We start from the raw sequence: 16,904 nt of genomic DNA on the forward strand, positions 1-16,904 counted from the left end.
CGTGTGGGTACGCCGCGCAGCCATTCGCCCCGTCCCCTCGTACGCTCAGGTGCCGGCGCGCGTCCTGTCCGAGATCGAGGATCAGCTCGCCGAGGATGACGACGACTCGCGCAAGCAGCTCGACGACGCGTTCACGCGCTTCGAGCAGACGCAGCCAGCGCTCGCAGACCGGATCTCCTCGGTGCTGTCCGGCCCGCTCGACGAGACGGCGCTCGCCCTCGGCTATTTCCTGACGCTGGCGATCTGGCTCGCCTTCGACGAGCTGTTCGGTCAGGACCTCGACGAGGTCACCGAGACGGCGCTCACGGGCGTCGAGGAGTCGCTGAACCTGGACGAGCAGATCCGCCTCCACGATCCTGCCGAGGCGGTCGACTCGGACGACGTCATCGCGATGGAGCAGCCCGACGTCCTCGCCTTCGTGCAGGAGCACCTCGACGCGGCGCTCGAGGCGAACGCGCACGAGGTCGACGTCGACGACGTCCACGCGATCTACCGGGTGGTGCTGATCGAGGTCCTGGCGCTGAGCTACGCCGTCCGCCCGCCCTCGAACTGGGTAGCGCTGACAACCGAGTTCACCGCGTAACGCGTTCCCCCTCACCGCTCTCAGCGGGCGGAGAAGGTGGCCAGGAAGGCTGGCATCTCGGCGCTGCGGCCGTCGTCCAGGAGGACGGTTCGGCGCGGGGCGTTGATCGCGTCGAGCACGGCGACGAGCTCACGGAACGGCGTCTTGTTGTCGCTGTGGAGCACCGCCTGGTCGGCCCGGCGGTCGCTCGGGGCGCGGTGCTCGCCGCTCCGCTCCCACTCGCGCCGGATGGCCTCGCCGAGCTCTCTGTAACGGATCGCGGTGGCTCCCGCCCCGCCGATCTCGACAGGACGTTTGGGGACGCTCACCTCGCTCAGGACGGTCGCGCCCTGCTTCCACACGAGGTTGAACTGGTCCTCGCCGACATGGACGTGCATCGTCCTGAGAGGCTCCTTCTGGCACTCCTCCCCGCACCCCGCGGCGGCAGGCACCTCCGCGCTGGTCTTGAGCCGCGAGTTCGTGACCCACACCGCCGTGATCAGCAGGAAGGCGATGGTCACCATCAGCAGATCGATGAACGGAATCATGTTGATCTCGCTGTTTCGCGCCCGCCTCTCGCCACCTCCCACGTCGACGCCCGCCATGGCTGCCTCCTTGTGTGTTCTTGTTGCCGCCGCGCACTCGCCAGCTCCGCGGCCGCGCTGCGACAGGAGGACAGAGCGCGGCGCGCGCCGGATGTTCCTGGAAAGCACCAACGTTCGCTCCCCCCGCCACGGGTGAACCGCTCTCGCGCGTGGGCCGCGCCGGCGATCCCGATCAAGGAAGAGCGCGACGAGCGATCCCTCGGGCGGCCGACGCTCCGCATCGTCCACTATTTCGGAGGCGCCTCGATCCGCCCAGCCCAAAAAAAAACGCAACGCGTCATTCTCGAGCAGTCTCCTCAACGGCCGCCCTGAACATGGAAAGGGCGGATGAGAAGCTCGATTTCCTGGGCATAAGCGAAGATGCGGCAGCCTCGCGCCACGGACGAGAGGGCGTCGTGCCGTCCTCGGGTCAGCACAGCGTGCCGCCCCTCGTGCGTCATGGCCGAGCTGTCTCTTGACAGACAATCCGTTATAACGGATGATGTGCCTACGGGTTGGAGGTGAAGCGGATGCGCCCCCAGAGTGCTCAAGTGATCGACCTCGAGGAATACCGGCAACAGCGGCGGGCAGCTCGGAACAAGCATGTTCCCGAGAGCAACAGGCCGATGTCGTCGGGAAGCTCTTTGACCATGCCTGTCGCCCTCTGGTGGTTCCCGATCTGGACGTGGATGCCCGTCTGGCAGGTGCGATGAAATCCGTCCGTCAGAACACGCCACGGAGCTCGCCGGGGCTGGTCTCCGGCGATGGGCTCGGCGCGTCGTTGCCCGTGGAGGGTTATCAGAACGGCGTGCAAGCGTCCGCCGTATCGACGGGGCGCCCTCCGTCGCCTGCTGGACCGCGCTCGCACCGCAGGCCGGAGAGCTTCGCTGGCCCCGCGAGCTCGTACTCCAGCCGCGCCAACGGAACCAACGGAGAAGCGCCGCAGCGGGACGTGGACGAGGCGTCTGGAGACGCCTGGGCCTATGAGATGGCCCCGCAGGACGCCTCCTCGGCGCTCACCGGCATCGTCGGGGCCAACCTGCGCCGCCTCCGGACCAAGCGTGGGCTCTCCCTCGAGCGGCTGGCGAAGGCGTCTGGCGTGAGCCGGGCGATGCTCAGCCAGATCGAGCTCGGCCAGAGCACGCCGACGATCAACGTGCTCTGGAAGATCGCGCGGGCGCTCGGCGTGCCCTTCTCGGCGCTGATCAGCGACCAGTCGCTCGGCGGCACATCGCTCATCCTGGCCGCGCGCGCCAAGGTGTTGACGTCGCATGACGGCTCGTTCACGTCCCGCGCGCTGTTCCCGTTCGACGTGCCGAGGACAGTCGAGTTCTACGAGATCACGCTCGCGCCCCTCGCCACCGAACACGCGGATCCTCACCCGCCGGGCACCGTGGAGAACCTCGTGGTGACCGCCGGGACGCTGGAGATGGTCGTCGGCGCCGAGCGCCATGTGCTCGCGACCGGCGACGCGATCCTGTTCGACGCCGACGTGCCCCATCAGTACAGGAACCCGACCGATCAGCAGGTCATCCTGTACCTGGTGATGACGTACGTCGAGAAGACGGGCTGATCGGGGCGCTCGACAGCCAGGATCACCCCGCTGACCGACGCCGGCCAAGCATCACGCCGGGGCGTCGCGGGCCCGTCCGCGCTATCATCGCGCCGCCTCGTCCCGGGCAGCCTGGCCCCCGCCGCATGTCCCAGCCCCCTCCCGCGCCCGCGTTCGCCGAGATGACCGTCGGCGCGCACCGCCTCGCGCTCCTCAAGGACGGCGCGCAGACCTACCCGGCCATGCTCGAGGCGATCGCCCGCGCCCGGCGCACGATCTGCCTCGAGACGTACATCCTCCGGGTCGATCGCACCGGCCAGCGCTTCGCCGAGGCGCTCATGGAGCGGGCGGCGGCCGGCGTCGAGGTGAACGTCCTCTTCGACGCCTGGGGCTCCTCCGTCTCGTCGTCCTTCCTCGACGGGCTCCACCGCGCCGGCGTCCGGTCCCTCGCCTTCCGCCCCCTCGACCTCTCCGCCCCGCTCGGGAAGGTCGCCCGCCGCGACCACCGCAAGGCGCTCATCGTCGACGGTGCGATCGCCTTCACGGGCGGCCTCAACCTCTCCGACGACTACGCGGCGCCGGAGGACGGCGGCGCCGACTGGCGCGATACCCATCTCCGCATCGAGGGCCCCGCCGCCGCCGAGCTCCAGTACTTCTTCTTGCGCACGTGGCAGCGCACGGGCGGCGCCCCCATCGACGACGAGCGCTACGGCTACGCCGAGCGCAGGCCCGACCCCGCCGTCCAGATCATCAGCAACGACCTCCCCCGCCGCAGGCACCGCCACGGCATCCGCGACGCCTACCGGCACGCCATCGAGCGCGCCCGGCGCAGGATCTACATCACCAACGCTTACTTCCTGCCGCCGCTCCGGATCATCCACGTGCTCGCCGCCGCGGCCCGCCGCGGCGTCGACGTCAGGATCATGGTCGCCGGCACCACCGACGTGCCCGCGGTCCTGCTCGCGTCGCGCGCGATCTACGGCCACCTCCTCGACGCCGGCGCCCGCATGTTCGAGTGGCGAGGCCGCGTCCTTCACGCCAAGACCGCGGTCATCGACGGCCTCTGGTCCACCGTCGGCTCCACCAACCTCGACAGCCAGTCGCTCCGCATGAACCTCGAGGTGAACGCCGTCGTCTCGCACCGCGGGTTCGCGGGCGCGATGGAGCGGATGTTCGCCGACGACCTCTCTTACTGCCGCGAGATCACCGCCGCGGGCTGGGCCCAGCGCCCCCTCTGGGAGCGGGCCGCCTCGTGGACGGCCTACCTCGCGCGCGACTGGCTCTGATCCCCGCGCGGTCCGCCGCGATCGGCGGGGGATGCTACCGTTCCGGCATGTCCGACTTCCGCCGCTTCCGCGGCACCGAACGCTACCTCACGAGCGAGGCGCTCGAGGCCGCCGTCAACTGCGCGCTGGTCCTGGAGCGGCCGCTCCTCGTCAAGGGAGAGCCCGGCACCGGCAAGACGTTGCTCGCCGAGGCCATCGCGCGGAGCCTGTCGGCCGAGCTCATCACCTGGCACGTCAAGAGCACCACGCGGGCCCAGGACGGGCTCTACGTCTATGACACCGTGCAGCGGCTCTACGATGCGCGCTTCGGCGACGGCGACGTCCGCGACATCCGCCGGTACATCAAGCTCGGCCCGCTCGGTAACGCGTTCAACGCCTCGGCGCGCGTCGTGCTCCTCATCGACGAGGTCGACAAGGCGGACCTCGAGTTCCCGAACGACCTCCTCCACGAGCTCGATCGGATGCGCTTCCGCGTCGCCGAGACCGGCGACGAGATCGTCGCGCGGGAGCGGCCCGTCGTCATCATCACCAGCAACAACGAGAAGGAGCTGCCGGACGCGTTCCTGCGCCGCTGCGTCTTCCACTTCATCGATTTCCCGGAGCCCGAGCTCATGCGGGAGATCCTCCACGTCCACCACCCCGATCTCGATCGGACGCTCGCCGACCAGGCGATGCAGGTGTTCTACGAGATCCGGAAGAACACCCGGATCCGGAAGCGCCCCTCGACGAGCGAGCTCATCGACTGGATCGCCGTCCTGCGGAGGGCGGGCGTGGGCGAGGTGAAGCTCGACAAGGCGCTGCCGTTCCTCGGCGCGCTGCTCAAGAAGGAGCAGGACATTGTCGCGCTGGCCGATCAGCTGGCGGGCGGCAGGCGGTTCCGGTCGTAGCGATGTTCGTCGCGTTCCTCTACGAGCTCCGGGCCCGCAAGGTCCCGGTCGGCGCACAGGAGGCGGTCGGCCTCGCGCGCGCGCTCGCCGCGGGCCTCCACGAGAGCTCGCTCGAGGGCTTCTACCACGTCGCGCGGGCGATGCTCGTGCACTCGGAGGCGCACCTCGACGACTTCGATCTGGCGTTCGCCCAGCACTTCCGCGGCGTGCACGTGGAGGCCAAGGCGGTGACGGAGGAGCTCCTCTCGTGGCTCCGGGATCCCATCAAGATGCGCGCCCTCTCCGACGAGGAGAGGGCGATGATCGAGGAGCTCGATCTGGAGGAGGTGCTCCGGCGGTTCGAGGAGCGCCTCCGCGAGCAGCGCGAGCGCCACGACGGGGGCAGCCGGTGGATCGGGACCGGCGGCACCTCACCGTTCGGCCGCGGCGGCTTCCATCCGAGCGGCATCCAGGTCGGCGGCCCCGCGGGCGGGCGCAGCGGCGCCGTGCAGAACGCCGACGCCCGCCGCTACCGCCCCTACCGCAGCGATCTCACGCTCGACGTGCGCCAGATCGAGGTGGCGCTGCGCAAGCTGCGCGCCTTCGCGCGCGAGGGCGGCGATCGCGAGCTCGACATCGAGGCGACGATCGACGCGACGGCCAGGAACGCGGGCGAGATTGAGATCGTCACGAGGCCCCCGCGCCGGCCGAACACGCGCGTGATCCTGATGATGGACGTGGGCGGCTCGATGGATCCCAGCGCCGCGCTCGTGTCGCAGCTCTTCAGCGCGGCGAAGCGCGCGACGCACTGGAAGGAGCTGAGGAGCTACTACTTCCACAACTGCGTCTACGAGAGGGTCTTCAGGACCGAGGGGCTCCTCGACCCCGTCCCGGTGCGCGAGCTCCTCCGCGAGTGCGGCAAGCACCACAAGCTCGTGATGGTCGGAGACGCCTCGATGGCGCCCTACGAGCTGCTCGGCTCGTCGGGCTCCGGCGGCGGCGCGGGCTCCTCGTTCGACCCCGACGCGCGGCTGCCCGGCGTCGCCTGGCTGATGATGCTCCGCGACCATTTCGACCGCGCCGTGTGGCTGAACCCGGACGGGATCGGCCCTTATCCCCACCCGACCGTCGACGCGATCAAGAGCATCTTCCCGATGTTTGCGCTCACGCTGGAGGGCCTGGGAGAGGCCATCGCCGAGCTCGTCCGCGGCCGCGGCCGCGCCTGATCCGCGCGGCGCGCGGGCCCGGGTCAACGGCCCGCGCGGCCGAACACCTCCGCCGTGGCCGACGCGACGAGGGCGCGGTCGAGCCAGCGGTCGAGCTCGCGCTCGCTCCTGCACGACGAGATCTTCGCGGCGGCCGCCTTCGTGAGCCGCAATCCTCGCCGAGCGAGGACACGCCTCAGCGCGTCGCGCTTGCCCTCGAGGATCCCCTCTTCGCGGCCTTCCTCGCGCCCCGCTTCGCGGCCTTCCTCGCGCCCCGCTTCACGCCCCTCTTCGCGGCCTTCCTCGCGCCCCTGCTCGCGCCCTGCATCGAGCACGGCGTCGAGATCCTCGTATCCGCGCCGCTGGAGGAGGTTGGTCAGCGTGCTCTTCTCCGCCTCGCTCCGGTCGTAGAGCGCCTCGACCCGGACCGCGTTCTTCAGGATGCCCGGCGCGCTCAGCAGCTCCCCGGGGAGCGCGACGCGCACCTTCCGGCGCGGCTCGTGCACCTCGACCCGCCGTGGACCGGTGAGGCGCACCACCCACAAGAGCTTCGTACCAGCCGCGAGCAGGTCGGCGATCTTCTCCTTGAGCGCCTCCTCGTCCTGCCCCACGTCGGCGTACTCGATCGCGAGCTCCGGCACGCCCTTCACCCAGCCCGGCCTGTCGGGGACGTTCCCCACCGCGACGTCCGGCGCGCGGAGGGTGCCCGGTTCCGGGGAGTACCCCGTGTCCACGCCCACCTCCTTGACCGCCGGGTCCCACCCCACGACCGAGCTGCCCAGGTGGTTCGGCCCCGAGGCACGCCCCCCCGTGGGGGCGCAGTAGACGGGGTGGCCGTTCGACAGCTCGTACGGATCCCCCGCGCGGAGGTGCTCCGCGCGGAAAGGGCCGCGCTCCGCCGTCCGGCGCTTCACCTGCATGAGAGGACGATAGCACGCCGGGGATGCGCCCCGGGGAGCGCGCCACGCTCCGCGCCCGTCACGCGTTCGGCAACCACATGCGGAACGCCGCGCCCCCGCATCGGCCCGCCGTCGCTGTGATCTCGCCGCCGTGCGCCTCGACGATGACCCGGCTCAGCGCGAGGCCGAGGCCGGTCCCCTTCACCTTGGCGGTCACGAGCGGCTCGAAGAGGTGGGCGGCCACGCACGGAGGAACGCCGGGGCCGTTGTCCTCGATCTCGAGGTGCGTGCGCTCGTCGCCCCTCCACGCCCGCGTGACGATCTCGCCGCCGGGCCCCTCGAACGCCTCGATCGCGTTGAGGTAGAGGTTCGAGAAGACGCGCTCGAGCAGGATCGGATCGCACAGGAGCGTGAGGTCGGCCGGCGCGACGGCGACCTCGAACCGGACCGCCGTGGGCAGCACCAGCGCGTGCCGCGCGCTCTCGATGAGCCGGCCGAGGTGCGCCGGCTCGCGCCGCAGCGGCTCGCCGCGCGCCAGCCCGAGGACGCTGCCGATGACCTCGTGCGCCTTGCGGATCTCGCACGTCACGCGGTCGAGGTGGCGCAGCAGGCGAGGCCGATCGTCGAGGTCGCGCTGCGCCAGGTAAAGCGACGACTCCGCGACCGCGAGAGCGTTGCGCAGCTCGTGGGCGACGCTCGCGCCGACCGCCCCCGCCGCGGCCAGGCGCGCCGCGCAGCACGCCGCCTCGTGACCCTCCTTTTCCATAAAGCAAAGCGCAGCGTAGCCGATCCCCGAGCGATCGCCCGCGCGCGCTCCGCGCTCCGCGCTCCCGCGCTCCGTGCGTCGTTGCCGCCGCCGCCGGGAGGATCTTTACGACACGACCGTCCTGGGCTGGCTCACTCGGCGTCCGCGGCGAGCGGGAGAGCCGGTGTTCGCTCCGGAGCCGACTTGACGCGGCGCGCCCGCTCGAGATCGAAGAGCGAGAAGCGCTCGCCCGCTACGGAGCCCGCCGGCGAGGTACGGCCGAACAGCTGAAGCCGCACGGCGCGGTGCGGCGGCGGCGTGATCGCGCCCGGCGCCTCCCCCGGCTCTCCCGTGATCACCGCCGCGACCTCGGACGACTTCACCGCACCCGAGCCGCGGATATCGACCTCGACCTCGAGGGCGACGAGATCACCGACGAGCCCGGCGCGCGCGAGCGCCGCGTGGACCTCGGGCCCGCCGACCTCGGCCCGCACGAGGTACTGGCGCACGTCGACCATCTTGGCGAGCCGGTCGATCTCGCGGCGGATCGGGAGCGACTCCGCCGAGAGGGCGGCGCTGCAGCGGGCGGCGAGGAGCGCCTCCGCGTCGCCGCCGATCGCGGAGCGCGCGAAGGCGAGCGCGTAGCGCGCGCCGGCGATGAGCTTGCTCAGGGCCGGGTCCTCCGGGCCGAGCTTGACGGCGCCGCTGAACACGAGCCCGCGCGGGCTCGCGGCCGACATCGCGGCGACGAGCGCGTCGAGCGCGGCGGGATCGAGGTCGCGCTCGAGGCGGAGGTCGACGTACTCGTCGAGGCTGATCACGCCGAGCGAGAGCGCCGGCGAGAAGGTCATGTCGGGCTTCGGGTGGAAGCCCGCGGTGTAGGTCATCGGCGCGCCGACGCGCCGGAGCACGCGGGGCAGCTCGCGCACGACGTCGAGGTGGCCGAGCAGCGCCATCGGCCCGGCCTTCTCGAAGCGGAAGCGGTAGCGGAAGCCGCCGCGCCCCTTCGGCGCAGGCGCGATCCGCCGCGCGCGGTGGGGCGCCTCCGCTTCGGCGCGCGAGGGCTCCCTGCCGTCGCCGCTCTCCGGCTCCGTGGCAGCGACGCTCTCCCGCTCCGCGCCGCCGTCGCTCGCCGGCTCCGCTCCTCCATCGCTCGCCGCCGCGCCAGAGGGACCCGGGGCGGCCGCGGGCGGCGCGGCGCCTGCGTCGGTGAGCACCGGCAGCGAGCGCCGGTGGGCGCCGAGCCGATCGAGGAAGGTGAGCCGCTCCTCGCGCATCTGCGTCATGTCGCAGGCGACGCCGCAGTCGTAACAGACGAGCCGCCGCGCGTCGGCCTTGGCGTCGTCGAGGTTCGTGTGGTGGACGAACATGCCGGCGACCTTGCCGCACGGCGGGCTGAGGCGGCTCTGGAGCGCCTTCCTGTACTCCTTCGCGAGGAAGCCCTCCTCGAGGCCGACGTCGATGTGATCCCAGGGCAGCCGCGCCGTCACCGGGAGGGTGCCGAGGTACTTCTCGCGGTCGACGCCGACGTGCGTGAACGCCTCCTCCCACACGGCGAGATCGAGCTTGTCCTCCCACGAATCGAAGCGGGCGCCGTGCCGCCAGGCCCGCTCGAGGACGTCGGCGAGGGGGCGGTCGCCGCGGGCGAAGATGCCCTCGAGGACGCTGGCGTGAGCCTCGTGGGTCTTCAGCGTGACGGCGCGGTACGGCCGCACCGTGTCCTTGAGCAGCCGTTGCTTGCGCCCGACCTCGCCGAGCGTGTCCATCGCCGCCCACTGGAAGGGCGTGTGAGGCTTCGGCACGTGGGTCGAGACGCTGACCGTCACGTCGACCGGCTTGCCCTTGCCCGCCGCCTTCCTCCCGGCGCCGGCCGCGCGGGCGCCCGTCTCGACGATGCCGCGCACGTCCTCGTCGGTCTCGGTCGGCAGGCCGATCATGAAGTAGAGCTTCATCTTGCCCCAGCCCCGGCTGAACACGCGCTCGGCCGTCTCGAGGAGCTGCTCCTCCGTGACGTTCTTGTTCACGACGTCGCGCATCCGCTGGGAGCCCGCCTCCGGCGCGAAGGTGAGGCCGGTCGCGCGCACGCGCTTGAGCTCGTCGAGCAGGTCGGGCTCGAGCCCGTAGGCGCGCAGCGACGAGACGCCGAGGGAGATGCGCTCGGCGGTGAGGCGCTCGGTGACCTTCTTGATGAGCGGCGAGATGCACGAGACGTCGGCGGTCGACAGCGCCGTGAGCGAGACCTCGTCCTGACCGGACCTCTGCACCGCGCGCATCACGGTGTCGACGATCTGCTCGGGATCGCGCTCGCGGACGGGCCGGTAGATCATGCCGGCCTGGCAGAAGCGGCACCCCTCGGTGCAGCCGCGGGCGATCTCGATCGACATGCGGTCGAAGATGGCCTCGGGCCCGCCCGTGGGGCTCTGGTCGGGGAACGGGTACTTGTTCAGGTCGACGAGGGCGCGCTCGATCGGGAACGGGATCCCGGAGGCGAGCGGGCGGTCCACGACCTCGAAGCCGGTGTCGGGATCGAGCCGGGTCGCGTAGAGCGAGGGCACGTAGACGGCGCCGAGGCGCGCGATCGCGACGAGCCGCTCGCGCCGCGGCACGCCCTCGCGCTTGAGCCGCGCCCACGCGAGGGCGACCTCGGTCGCCTTCTCCTCGCCGTCGCCGATGACGATGGCGTCGAGGAAGGGGGCGATCGGCTCGGGGTGGGTCGCCGTCGGGCCGCCCGCGATCACGATCGGGTCGTCCTCGCCGCGGTCCGCCGCGCGCAGCGGGACGCCGCCGAGGTGCAGCATCGTGAGGATGTTGGAGTACGTGAGCTCGAACTGCAGGGAGAAGCCCACGACGTCGAAGTCCCTGAGCGGGCGCGCGGACTCGAGGGACACGAGCGGCAGCCCGCGCTTCACGAGCTGGGCCTCCATGTCGACCCAGGGCGTATAACAGCGCTCGGCCAGCGTGCGCGGGTCGTCGTTCAGCAGCTTGTAGAGGATCTTGAAGCCGAGGTGGCTCATCCCGATGTCGTAGACATCCGGGAATGCCAGGCAGACGCGCGCCTCGACCGACGCCCAGTCCTTCACGACCGAGCCGACCTCGCCGCCCGCGTAGCGCGCGGGCTTCTCGACCTGATCGAGGAAGGAGGCGTACGGGTGATCGGCGAGCAGGGGGAGGCTGTCCATGGCGCCTCGGCGCGTAGCATGGCCGGCCGGCGCCGGCACCCGCGGCTCGCTCGAGCCAGCTCGAGCCGCCGTCCGGGGCCGCAGGCCGGAGCGGCGCGGCGGCCCGCTTGGGCTATGCTCACGACGTGCGCGAGCGTGATGCCCATCATGTGGAGATCGACCGGGCGCGGCACGTCGAGTACCGGGACCCCAGCGAGTTCGACCGGATCGCCTTCGCCATGCGCACGCTGGACCGCCTCCGGCCGAAGCGGCTGACGGTGGCCGTCTACCCCGCGCTCGCCGCGATGCGCGTCGAGCGCGGGAGCAACCTGCATCGCGGCGAGGGCGGCTCCTGGGCGATCGTCGGCATCCCGCCGCACGCGAGCCGCGAGCACATCGCCTACGCCCTCGCCGAGCTCGCCGGCGTCGAGTCGGTGCCCTACGCCGTACAGAGCCTCCTCGCCGCCGACAGGAACACCGACGCCTAGGCGCGCGCGCCGTGACGCCGGAGCGCCGCTGCACGGACATCGCCGCTGTCCCGAGATGAGCCGCGCGCGTCGGCGGGGCGGATGGTATTGCGCCCCGCACGAGGGAGAGCGACGCTGCCCTCCGTGCCTGCTCCGATCCGGCAACAGATCGCGCACCACCGCGCAGCGAAGGCGGTGTGGAGCGTCATCGTCAGCCTGGATCGCCACAACGGGCCGCGGGCCGCGAGCGCGATGGCCTTCGACGCGTTCCTCAGCCTGATCCCGCTCGCCGCCTTCGCCGGCTATGTGCTCAGCCGGATCCACCAGTGGTCGGATGTGGTGGTGCGGCCGATCCTGCAGGCGGCTCCCCCGGACGTCGCGAAGCTCGTCTCGGAGGAGCTCATCCGGCTCTCGCAGTCGTCGGCGGTCGCGCCGATCAGCATCACCGGCTTCCTCTGGATCACGTCCTCAGGGCTCTCGACCGCCATGGGCGTGTTCGACACGATCTACAACACGCGCGAGCGCCCCTGGTACGTGCGCAGGGCGATCGCGGCGGCGTGCGTGATGGCCAGCCTGGCCGTGGTGCCCGTGGTCGCCGGCGTGGGCGTGCTGATCGGCACGCTCTCCGGATCGACCGGCGCCCGCATCGTCGCCTTCGCCCTCCCCGGGGGCCTCGTCATCTGCATGGTCGCCGCCTTCTTCAGGATCTCGATCCAGCGCCCGAACATCGAGCGACGCCGGATCTTCCCGGGCGCGGTGCTCACGGTGGTGCTCTGGGCCGCCGTGTCGACCCTCTTCTCGCTCTACGTCGCCACGCTCGGCCGCTACGCCACGTTCTACGGGAGCCTCGCGACCGTCGCGATCTTCCTGTTCTGGCTGTGGCTCCTGGCGCTCGCGCTGCTCATCGGGGGCGAGCTGAACGCGCGCCTGGAGCGGGAGCGCGCCGGGGTGACGTCGATCCCGCCCCCCGGCAAGTGGAGCGCGCTCGCGCTCTCCGATCTGCCCGAGCTCTCCGATCTGCCCCAGAGCGTCACGCCGCCGTCCCAGAGCGTCACGCCGCTGCCCCTGAGCGTCACGCCGCTGCCCCTGAGCACCACCCTCCCCCAGGGCGCAGCGCTCCCCCGCGGGGCCGCGGCGCGGCTCGGCGACGCCCAGGGCGCGGGCAGCGCGGACGAGGACGAAGCGCGCGGCGCACCGAGCTCGCCGCGCGAGCACCAAGCCGCCGGGTAGGTCGAGGCGGCGGGAGGCCGACGCCCCCGGCGGCCGCGCGCTGAAGGACGGACGGTCGACGCCCGACGGTTCGGCTCGGCACGGGCGGTGAAAGCGCCGTCGCTCGTCCGCCACTCGGCGCTCACTCGGCGCGCATTCGCACGGTGGGTGCGCGCACTTCGCGCAGGGGCATGTCGAGGGCGGGCGTGAGGGGGAGCAGTCGAGCGTGCACGCGCACTACGGAGCGGGGGGTGACGGGGGCGGCGACCGACGCGCCGCGCATTTGCCGGGCGACGCCGGGCTGTACTTTCTGGGGGCGCTGCACGAGCTCGTCGCCGTCGGCCTGCACCGCCCCGCGCTCGAGGCGCTGTGCGCGGGGCAGCGCGACCTCGCGGAGCCGCCCATCGATCGCGCCTACCTGCTCAAGATCCTCGACGAGGAGATCTGCCGGCAGTTCGGGCATCCGCTCCGGCCGCTCATCGAGCTCGTGCTCAACGCCGCCGACGCGGCCCGCGCGCCGCAGCCCGTCGTCGACGTCGCCGTCACCGATGGGCGCGTCGAGGTCAGCGACGCCGGCGCCGGCATGGGGCTCCGGGCAATCCTCTCACGGCTGCTCATCCCGTTCGCGACGGACAAGCGGCCAGGGATCGATCTCGGCCGGTTCGGGGTCGGGTTCTTTTCCGTGCTCGGGCTGGGGCTCTCGGATCCGGAGAGCTTCAGCCTGCACGTCACCACCGGCGACGGCGTCGAGGGATGGGCGATCCGCGTGGTGGCCTGGCCCAGCGCGGGCGACGCGGGCAGCGCGCCTGCGAGCGCCTCGGAGGAGCCCGGGCAAGCCCGCGGCCGCGCGTCGTCCGAGCTCACCGCCGCCCTGATGTGCTCGGTGCGCCGGATCGCGCCGCTGCTCGGGACGCGCGTGCGCGTCACCTCGGCGCTGCTCGAGACGGCCACGGTCCGCGCGTACCTGCGCGACGCGCTCCACTTCTTCCCCGCGAGCCGCGCCCTCGTGCTGCTCGACGGCGCCGCCGTGAACGACGGCCGGCTGATCTCCGGCGGGCAGCTCATCCAGGAGCGGGTCGAGGTCGCGCCGCAGCCCTCCGGCGCGGCCGCGCTGGAGGCGCGGACCCACTTCGAGGCGGAGCGCGGCGACGCGCTCCTCGCGCGCTTCCACGTCGGCGGGCGAGGGCTGCTCCCGAGCATCTCGGCGGCCACCTTCCATGCCGGGGTCAAGGTCGACGCCTGCCTCGCCCTCGCCGAGCTCGCGCTCATCGATTTCCCGGCCGCCGTGGAGCTGACCGAGGGGCGGGACGCGCTCAAGGTCGGGCCCGAGTTCACCGCGGTCGCGACGGCCTTCTACCGGCGCCTCATCGAGCTCGCCGCGGCGAGCGGCGAGGGCCGGCGCACGCGCGACAGGCTCGCCGAGATGGCCGCCCAGATCAGCGCGCTCATGCTGCAATCCGCGGGCTGGGACGAGGTCGCCCTCGATCTCGCGCGCGCCCTGCTCGGCCCCGGGCGCTGCATGGTGACCCCCGAGCGGCGCGAGGCGCTGCTCGGCTTCCTCGGGCCGAGCGTGGCCGAGCGGCTGTTCGTGCCGGAGAGCTTCTGGGCGGAGCGCGAGTGGCAGCCGCACCTGCCCGGCGAGCGCGAGCTGCTCGAGGACGAGCTCGAGATCGACGCGCCGGAGACGCTCTCGGCCCTGGCGCGGCGCCGCGGCGACCTCTCTGGGCTGCCGCTGCTCGTCGCGCGGGCGACGAGCCCGCACACGACGATGGTCGCCCTCTGCCGGAGCCGGCTCCAGCCGGACCGCGGCGCGGGCGCGGCGGCGCGCCGGGCGCCGGGCGCGCCGCCGCTCCCCGACGCGCCGGGGCGGCGGCCGGCGGGGCCGCTGCCGTGCCTCGGCACGCGCCGGCTCCTGCTCATCCGCGACGACAGCGCGGCGGTGCGGCGCCCCTCGGGCTGGAGCGACTGGTACGCGCTGCGGGCCGCCTTCGACCGGGCCTCCGGGGTGCGCGAGGCCGATCTCGAGCGCGATCTCATCGTCGGCGAACCCGTGGACGGGACGGCCTTCGCGGCGCCCCGGCCCGGCGAAAGGACGTCTGGAGGCGAGCCATGACCCAGATCTCGTACGGGCTTTTCTCGGAGCTCTTGCTCGTGCGGATCCACGGGCGCGCCGAGGCCTACCTGCAGGCGAGCAGCGCCGAGCGCCTCGCGCTCGTCGCCGCCTGCCGCGGCGAGGCCACGGTGCCGGACCTCGCGCAGCGCATCCTCTCCCGCACCATCTACGCGCAGGCGTCGTCGCGGATCGGCCCGCTCCGCGAGCTGCTCCAGAACGCGCTCGACGCGTCGCCGCCGGGCGCCCGCATCGACGTCCGCTCGTCCGAGGACGGGCGCGAGATCTCGGTCACCGATCAGGGCCGCGGCATGAGCCGGACCGAGCTCCTCGCCGACCTGCTCGTGCCCTTCCGGAGCGGCAAGGCGGGCGAGCCCGACGCGATCGGCGAGCACGGGATCGGCTTCTTCTCCGTGCTCGAGATCGCGCCGTGGATCGAGGTGGTCACGGCGACGCCCTCGGGCGGGCACCGGCTGCTCGTCGCGCCGCTCGGCGGGGGGCCGCCCTACGAGGACTTCTCGTGGACGCTCCTGTCCCTCCCCCGCCCCCCGCCCGCGCCGTACGCGGACGGCGGCCGCGCGGGCGCCCCTGCGCGCCGCGTCGACGAGCGCGCCTCCGAGCCGCCGCGCCGCCCGACGACGGGCACCTCGGTGAGGCTGTCGCTCGCGCAGCCGATCTCGCGGCCCGCGCTCGCCGCGGAGGTCACCGCGGCGGTGGGGCTCGTCGACGCGACCGTCGCGCGGATCTACGTGGACGGCGCGCTCGTCAACACGGCGCGCGGGCGCCTCCGCCGCGCCGCGGAGGTGCCGCTCCGGCTCCCGCCGTCGGGCGAGCTTTGCGGCGCGGTCGAGCTGCTCGTGGGCCGGGGCGACGGCATCGAGCCGCAGCTCACGATCACCCAGAAGGGGCTCACGGTGACGACGCGGATCGATCCCTTCCCTGGCCCCGAGCTCGGGCTTCACCGCGAGCTCGCGCGGGCGATCACGGCGGCGGGCTTCGGTCTGGTCGCGGAGCTGCCGCTCGGCGTGCCGCTCAACAAGGGCCGCTCGGCGGTCGCGGCGACCGCGTCCACGGCGGTCGAGGCGGCGCTCGTCGCGGCCTTCGAGCGGTTCGTCCTGCGCGACGCCCTGTACGACCGCGAGCTCCTGCGCGCGGTCGATCACCGCCTCTCCTCGGTCCTCGACCGGCTCCTCCACGCGGCGCTGCTCGGCGAGAGCATCACGATCGCGTCCGCGCAGGCGGTGGACGAGCTCGATCCGGTCGCGCGCACCCCCACGGTGGCGGCGCCCGAGCAGGTCATCCGCTTCGCGAGCGGGCTGCTCGACGCGCCCCTCTTCCGGTCGGTCGTCGTCGACTCCGGCCAGCGGCCCTCGGGGGCGGCGCTCTCCCCGCTCGGCCAGGTCCACTACCGGAGCGCGCCGCTGACGCTGCGCGAGCTGCTCCACGCGCACCGGACCGGCGCGCTCCGCCCCCTCGAGGCCGCGCCGTCGCTGTCGTCGAGCCAGGTCCGCAGCACCGTCCGCTGGCCGCTCGGCGCCTCCGGTCCGGGGCCGGAGGCCGCCGGCGTGCGGTCCGGGGACCTCGTGTACCTCGCGCTCGACGAGCCGCTCGCGCAGGCGTTCTGGCGGCGCCTCGCGAGCGAGGGCGCGGCGTCGCAGCCGCTCCAGGCCGCCGCCGGGGCGCCTCCGCGGGCGCCGGGCGCCGCGCCGTGCCCGATGCCCCGCACCTCGCGCGAGGCGCTCCTCAAGACCGCGATCGACGTGCCCGGCGTCCGCGCCGTGGCCGCGGCCATGACGATCATCGAGCGGCTCGACGCGGCGATCTCCGAGTCCGCGGACCTCCCGGCGTCGCCGATCTGGGTGCACCAGGACCTCTACGGCCCCGACGAGATGGCGCACACCGACGGGAGCGGGATCAGCGTGAACCTCGCGTCGGCGCGGGTGCGGGCGCTGCTCACCGCGGTGCTCCTGCGCGACGACGCGGTCGCCTTCACGGCGCTGGCGGATCTCCTGCTCCACGAGAAGACCCACGTCTCGCTGGCGAGCTACGTCCCGCGCCCGACGGCCGAGCACGGCACGAGCTTCTACCGCCGCAAGGACTGGATGCGCCGCCGCCTGCTCGCGGCGATCGCGAGCGGCGCGGTCGCCGACCCGATGCGCTGGCTCGCGGTGGCGCGGCGGGGGCTCGCGAGCGCGGCGCTGCCGGCGCCGTCGGAGCTCTCGCAGGCGTTCCTGGCGGCGGCCGCAGCGGCATGACGCGTC

The 16,904-nt window shown here is 73.0% G+C and carries 13 protein-coding genes; 9 read left to right on the forward strand and 4 right to left on the reverse strand.

Annotated features, from left to right (window positions below; all coding sequences use genetic code 11):
- Position 1 precedes the first annotated feature (1 nt).
- A complete protein-coding gene (locus tag WMF11_RS35925; protein ID WP_012239127.1) occupies positions 2-583 on the forward strand; it encodes a hypothetical protein in 582 nt (193 codons plus the stop codon).
- A 20-nt stretch (positions 584-603) separates the two neighbouring features.
- Here the strand turns inward: WMF11_RS35925 and WMF11_RS35930 are convergent, their stop codons facing one another.
- Positions 604-1,167 (reverse strand): ExbD/TolR family protein, encoded by a 564-nt coding sequence (locus WMF11_RS35930; protein ID WP_437543942.1) that lies wholly within the window; start codon positions 1,165-1,167, stop codon positions 604-606.
- Positions 1,168-1,855: 688 nt separating this feature from the next.
- Here WMF11_RS35930 and WMF11_RS35935 point away from each other — a divergent pair.
- From WMF11_RS35935 to WMF11_RS35950, 4 genes are all read left to right on the forward strand, one after another.
- Positions 1,856-2,719 (forward strand): helix-turn-helix domain-containing protein, encoded by an 864-nt coding sequence (locus WMF11_RS35935; protein ID WP_437543946.1) that lies wholly within the window; start codon positions 1,856-1,858, stop codon positions 2,717-2,719.
- Positions 2,720-2,844: 125 nt separating this feature from the next.
- On the forward strand, positions 2,845-3,984 hold the full coding sequence (locus WMF11_RS35940; RefSeq protein ID WP_437973935.1) for a phospholipase D-like domain-containing protein: 1,140 nt from the start codon (positions 2,845-2,847) through the stop codon (positions 3,982-3,984).
- Between the two features lie 47 nt (positions 3,985-4,031).
- Positions 4,032-4,871: an AAA family ATPase gene (locus WMF11_RS35945; RefSeq protein WP_437973936.1), complete on the forward strand. Its 840-nt coding sequence runs from the start codon at positions 4,032-4,034 to the stop codon at positions 4,869-4,871.
- Positions 4,872-4,873: 2 nt separating this feature from the next.
- On the forward strand, positions 4,874-6,076 hold the full coding sequence (locus WMF11_RS35950; protein WP_437543952.1) for a vWA domain-containing protein: 1,203 nt from the start codon (positions 4,874-4,876) through the stop codon (positions 6,074-6,076).
- 23 nt (positions 6,077-6,099) lie between these two features.
- Here WMF11_RS35950 and WMF11_RS35955 read toward each other — a convergent pair whose 3' ends face one another.
- The 3 genes from WMF11_RS35955 to WMF11_RS35965 all read right to left on the reverse strand — a co-directional run bounded on the left by WMF11_RS35955 (position 6,100) and on the right by WMF11_RS35965 (position 10,878).
- Positions 6,100-6,975, reverse strand: a complete 876-nt coding sequence (locus WMF11_RS35955; protein WP_437973937.1) for a Uma2 family endonuclease — start codon at positions 6,973-6,975, stop codon at positions 6,100-6,102.
- Positions 6,976-7,033: 58 nt separating this feature from the next.
- Positions 7,034-7,720, reverse strand: coding sequence for a sensor histidine kinase (locus tag WMF11_RS35960; RefSeq protein WP_437543956.1), 687 nt, complete (start codon positions 7,718-7,720; stop codon positions 7,034-7,036).
- Positions 7,721-7,851: 131 nt separating this feature from the next.
- Positions 7,852-10,878, reverse strand: a complete 3,027-nt coding sequence (locus WMF11_RS35965; protein ID WP_437973938.1) for a TIGR03960 family B12-binding radical SAM protein — start codon at positions 10,876-10,878, stop codon at positions 7,852-7,854.
- 125 nt (positions 10,879-11,003) lie between these two features.
- On the opposite strand from WMF11_RS35965, the gene WMF11_RS35970 reads away from it, so the two are divergent.
- From WMF11_RS35970 to WMF11_RS35985, 4 genes are all read left to right on the forward strand, one after another.
- Positions 11,004-11,345, forward strand: coding sequence for a hypothetical protein (locus tag WMF11_RS35970; protein WP_437543960.1), 342 nt, complete (start codon positions 11,004-11,006; stop codon positions 11,343-11,345).
- Between the two features lie 123 nt (positions 11,346-11,468).
- Positions 11,469-12,554: a YihY/virulence factor BrkB family protein gene (locus WMF11_RS35975; RefSeq protein WP_437973939.1), complete on the forward strand. Its 1,086-nt coding sequence runs from the start codon at positions 11,469-11,471 to the stop codon at positions 12,552-12,554.
- Between the two features lie 205 nt (positions 12,555-12,759).
- Entirely contained in the window at positions 12,760-14,646 is a 1,887-nt protein-coding gene (locus tag WMF11_RS35980; protein ID WP_437973940.1) for an ATP-binding protein, read from the forward strand.
- A complete protein-coding gene (locus WMF11_RS35985; RefSeq protein ID WP_437973941.1) occupies positions 14,643-16,898 on the forward strand; it encodes an ATP-binding protein in 2,256 nt (751 codons plus the stop codon). The genes WMF11_RS35980 and WMF11_RS35985 overlap by 4 nt, the downstream gene beginning before the upstream one ends.
- The last annotated feature ends 6 nt before the right edge of the window (positions 16,899-16,904 follow it).

This window comes from Sorangium sp. So ce295, from assembly GCF_051527405.1.
In the GTDB taxonomy this organism is placed as follows: Bacteria; Myxococcota_A; Polyangia; order Polyangiales; family Polyangiaceae; genus Sorangium; species Sorangium cellulosum_B.

Coding starts and splice junctions, on each gene's coding strand:
- WMF11_RS35935 (WP_437543946.1), top strand. CDS start 1,856: ATGAAATCCGTCCGTCAGAACACGCCACGGAGCTCGCCGGGGCTGGTC.
- WMF11_RS35950 (WP_437543952.1), top strand. CDS start 4,874: ATGTTCGTCGCGTTCCTCTACGAGCTCCGGGCCCGCAAGGTCCCGGTC.
- WMF11_RS35930 (WP_437543942.1), bottom strand. CDS start 1,167: ATGGCGGGCGTCGACGTGGGAGGTGGCGAGAGGCGGGCGCGAAACAGC.
- WMF11_RS35945 (WP_437973936.1), top strand. CDS start 4,032: ATGTCCGACTTCCGCCGCTTCCGCGGCACCGAACGCTACCTCACGAGC.
- WMF11_RS35940 (WP_437973935.1), top strand. CDS start 2,845: ATGTCCCAGCCCCCTCCCGCGCCCGCGTTCGCCGAGATGACCGTCGGC.
- WMF11_RS35960 (WP_437543956.1), bottom strand. CDS start 7,720: ATGGAAAAGGAGGGTCACGAGGCGGCGTGCTGCGCGGCGCGCCTGGCC.
- WMF11_RS35965 (WP_437973938.1), bottom strand. CDS start 10,878: ATGGACAGCCTCCCCCTGCTCGCCGATCACCCGTACGCCTCCTTCCTC.
- WMF11_RS35955 (WP_437973937.1), bottom strand. CDS start 6,975: ATGCAGGTGAAGCGCCGGACGGCGGAGCGCGGCCCTTTCCGCGCGGAG.
- WMF11_RS35985 (WP_437973941.1), top strand. CDS start 14,643: ATGACCCAGATCTCGTACGGGCTTTTCTCGGAGCTCTTGCTCGTGCGG.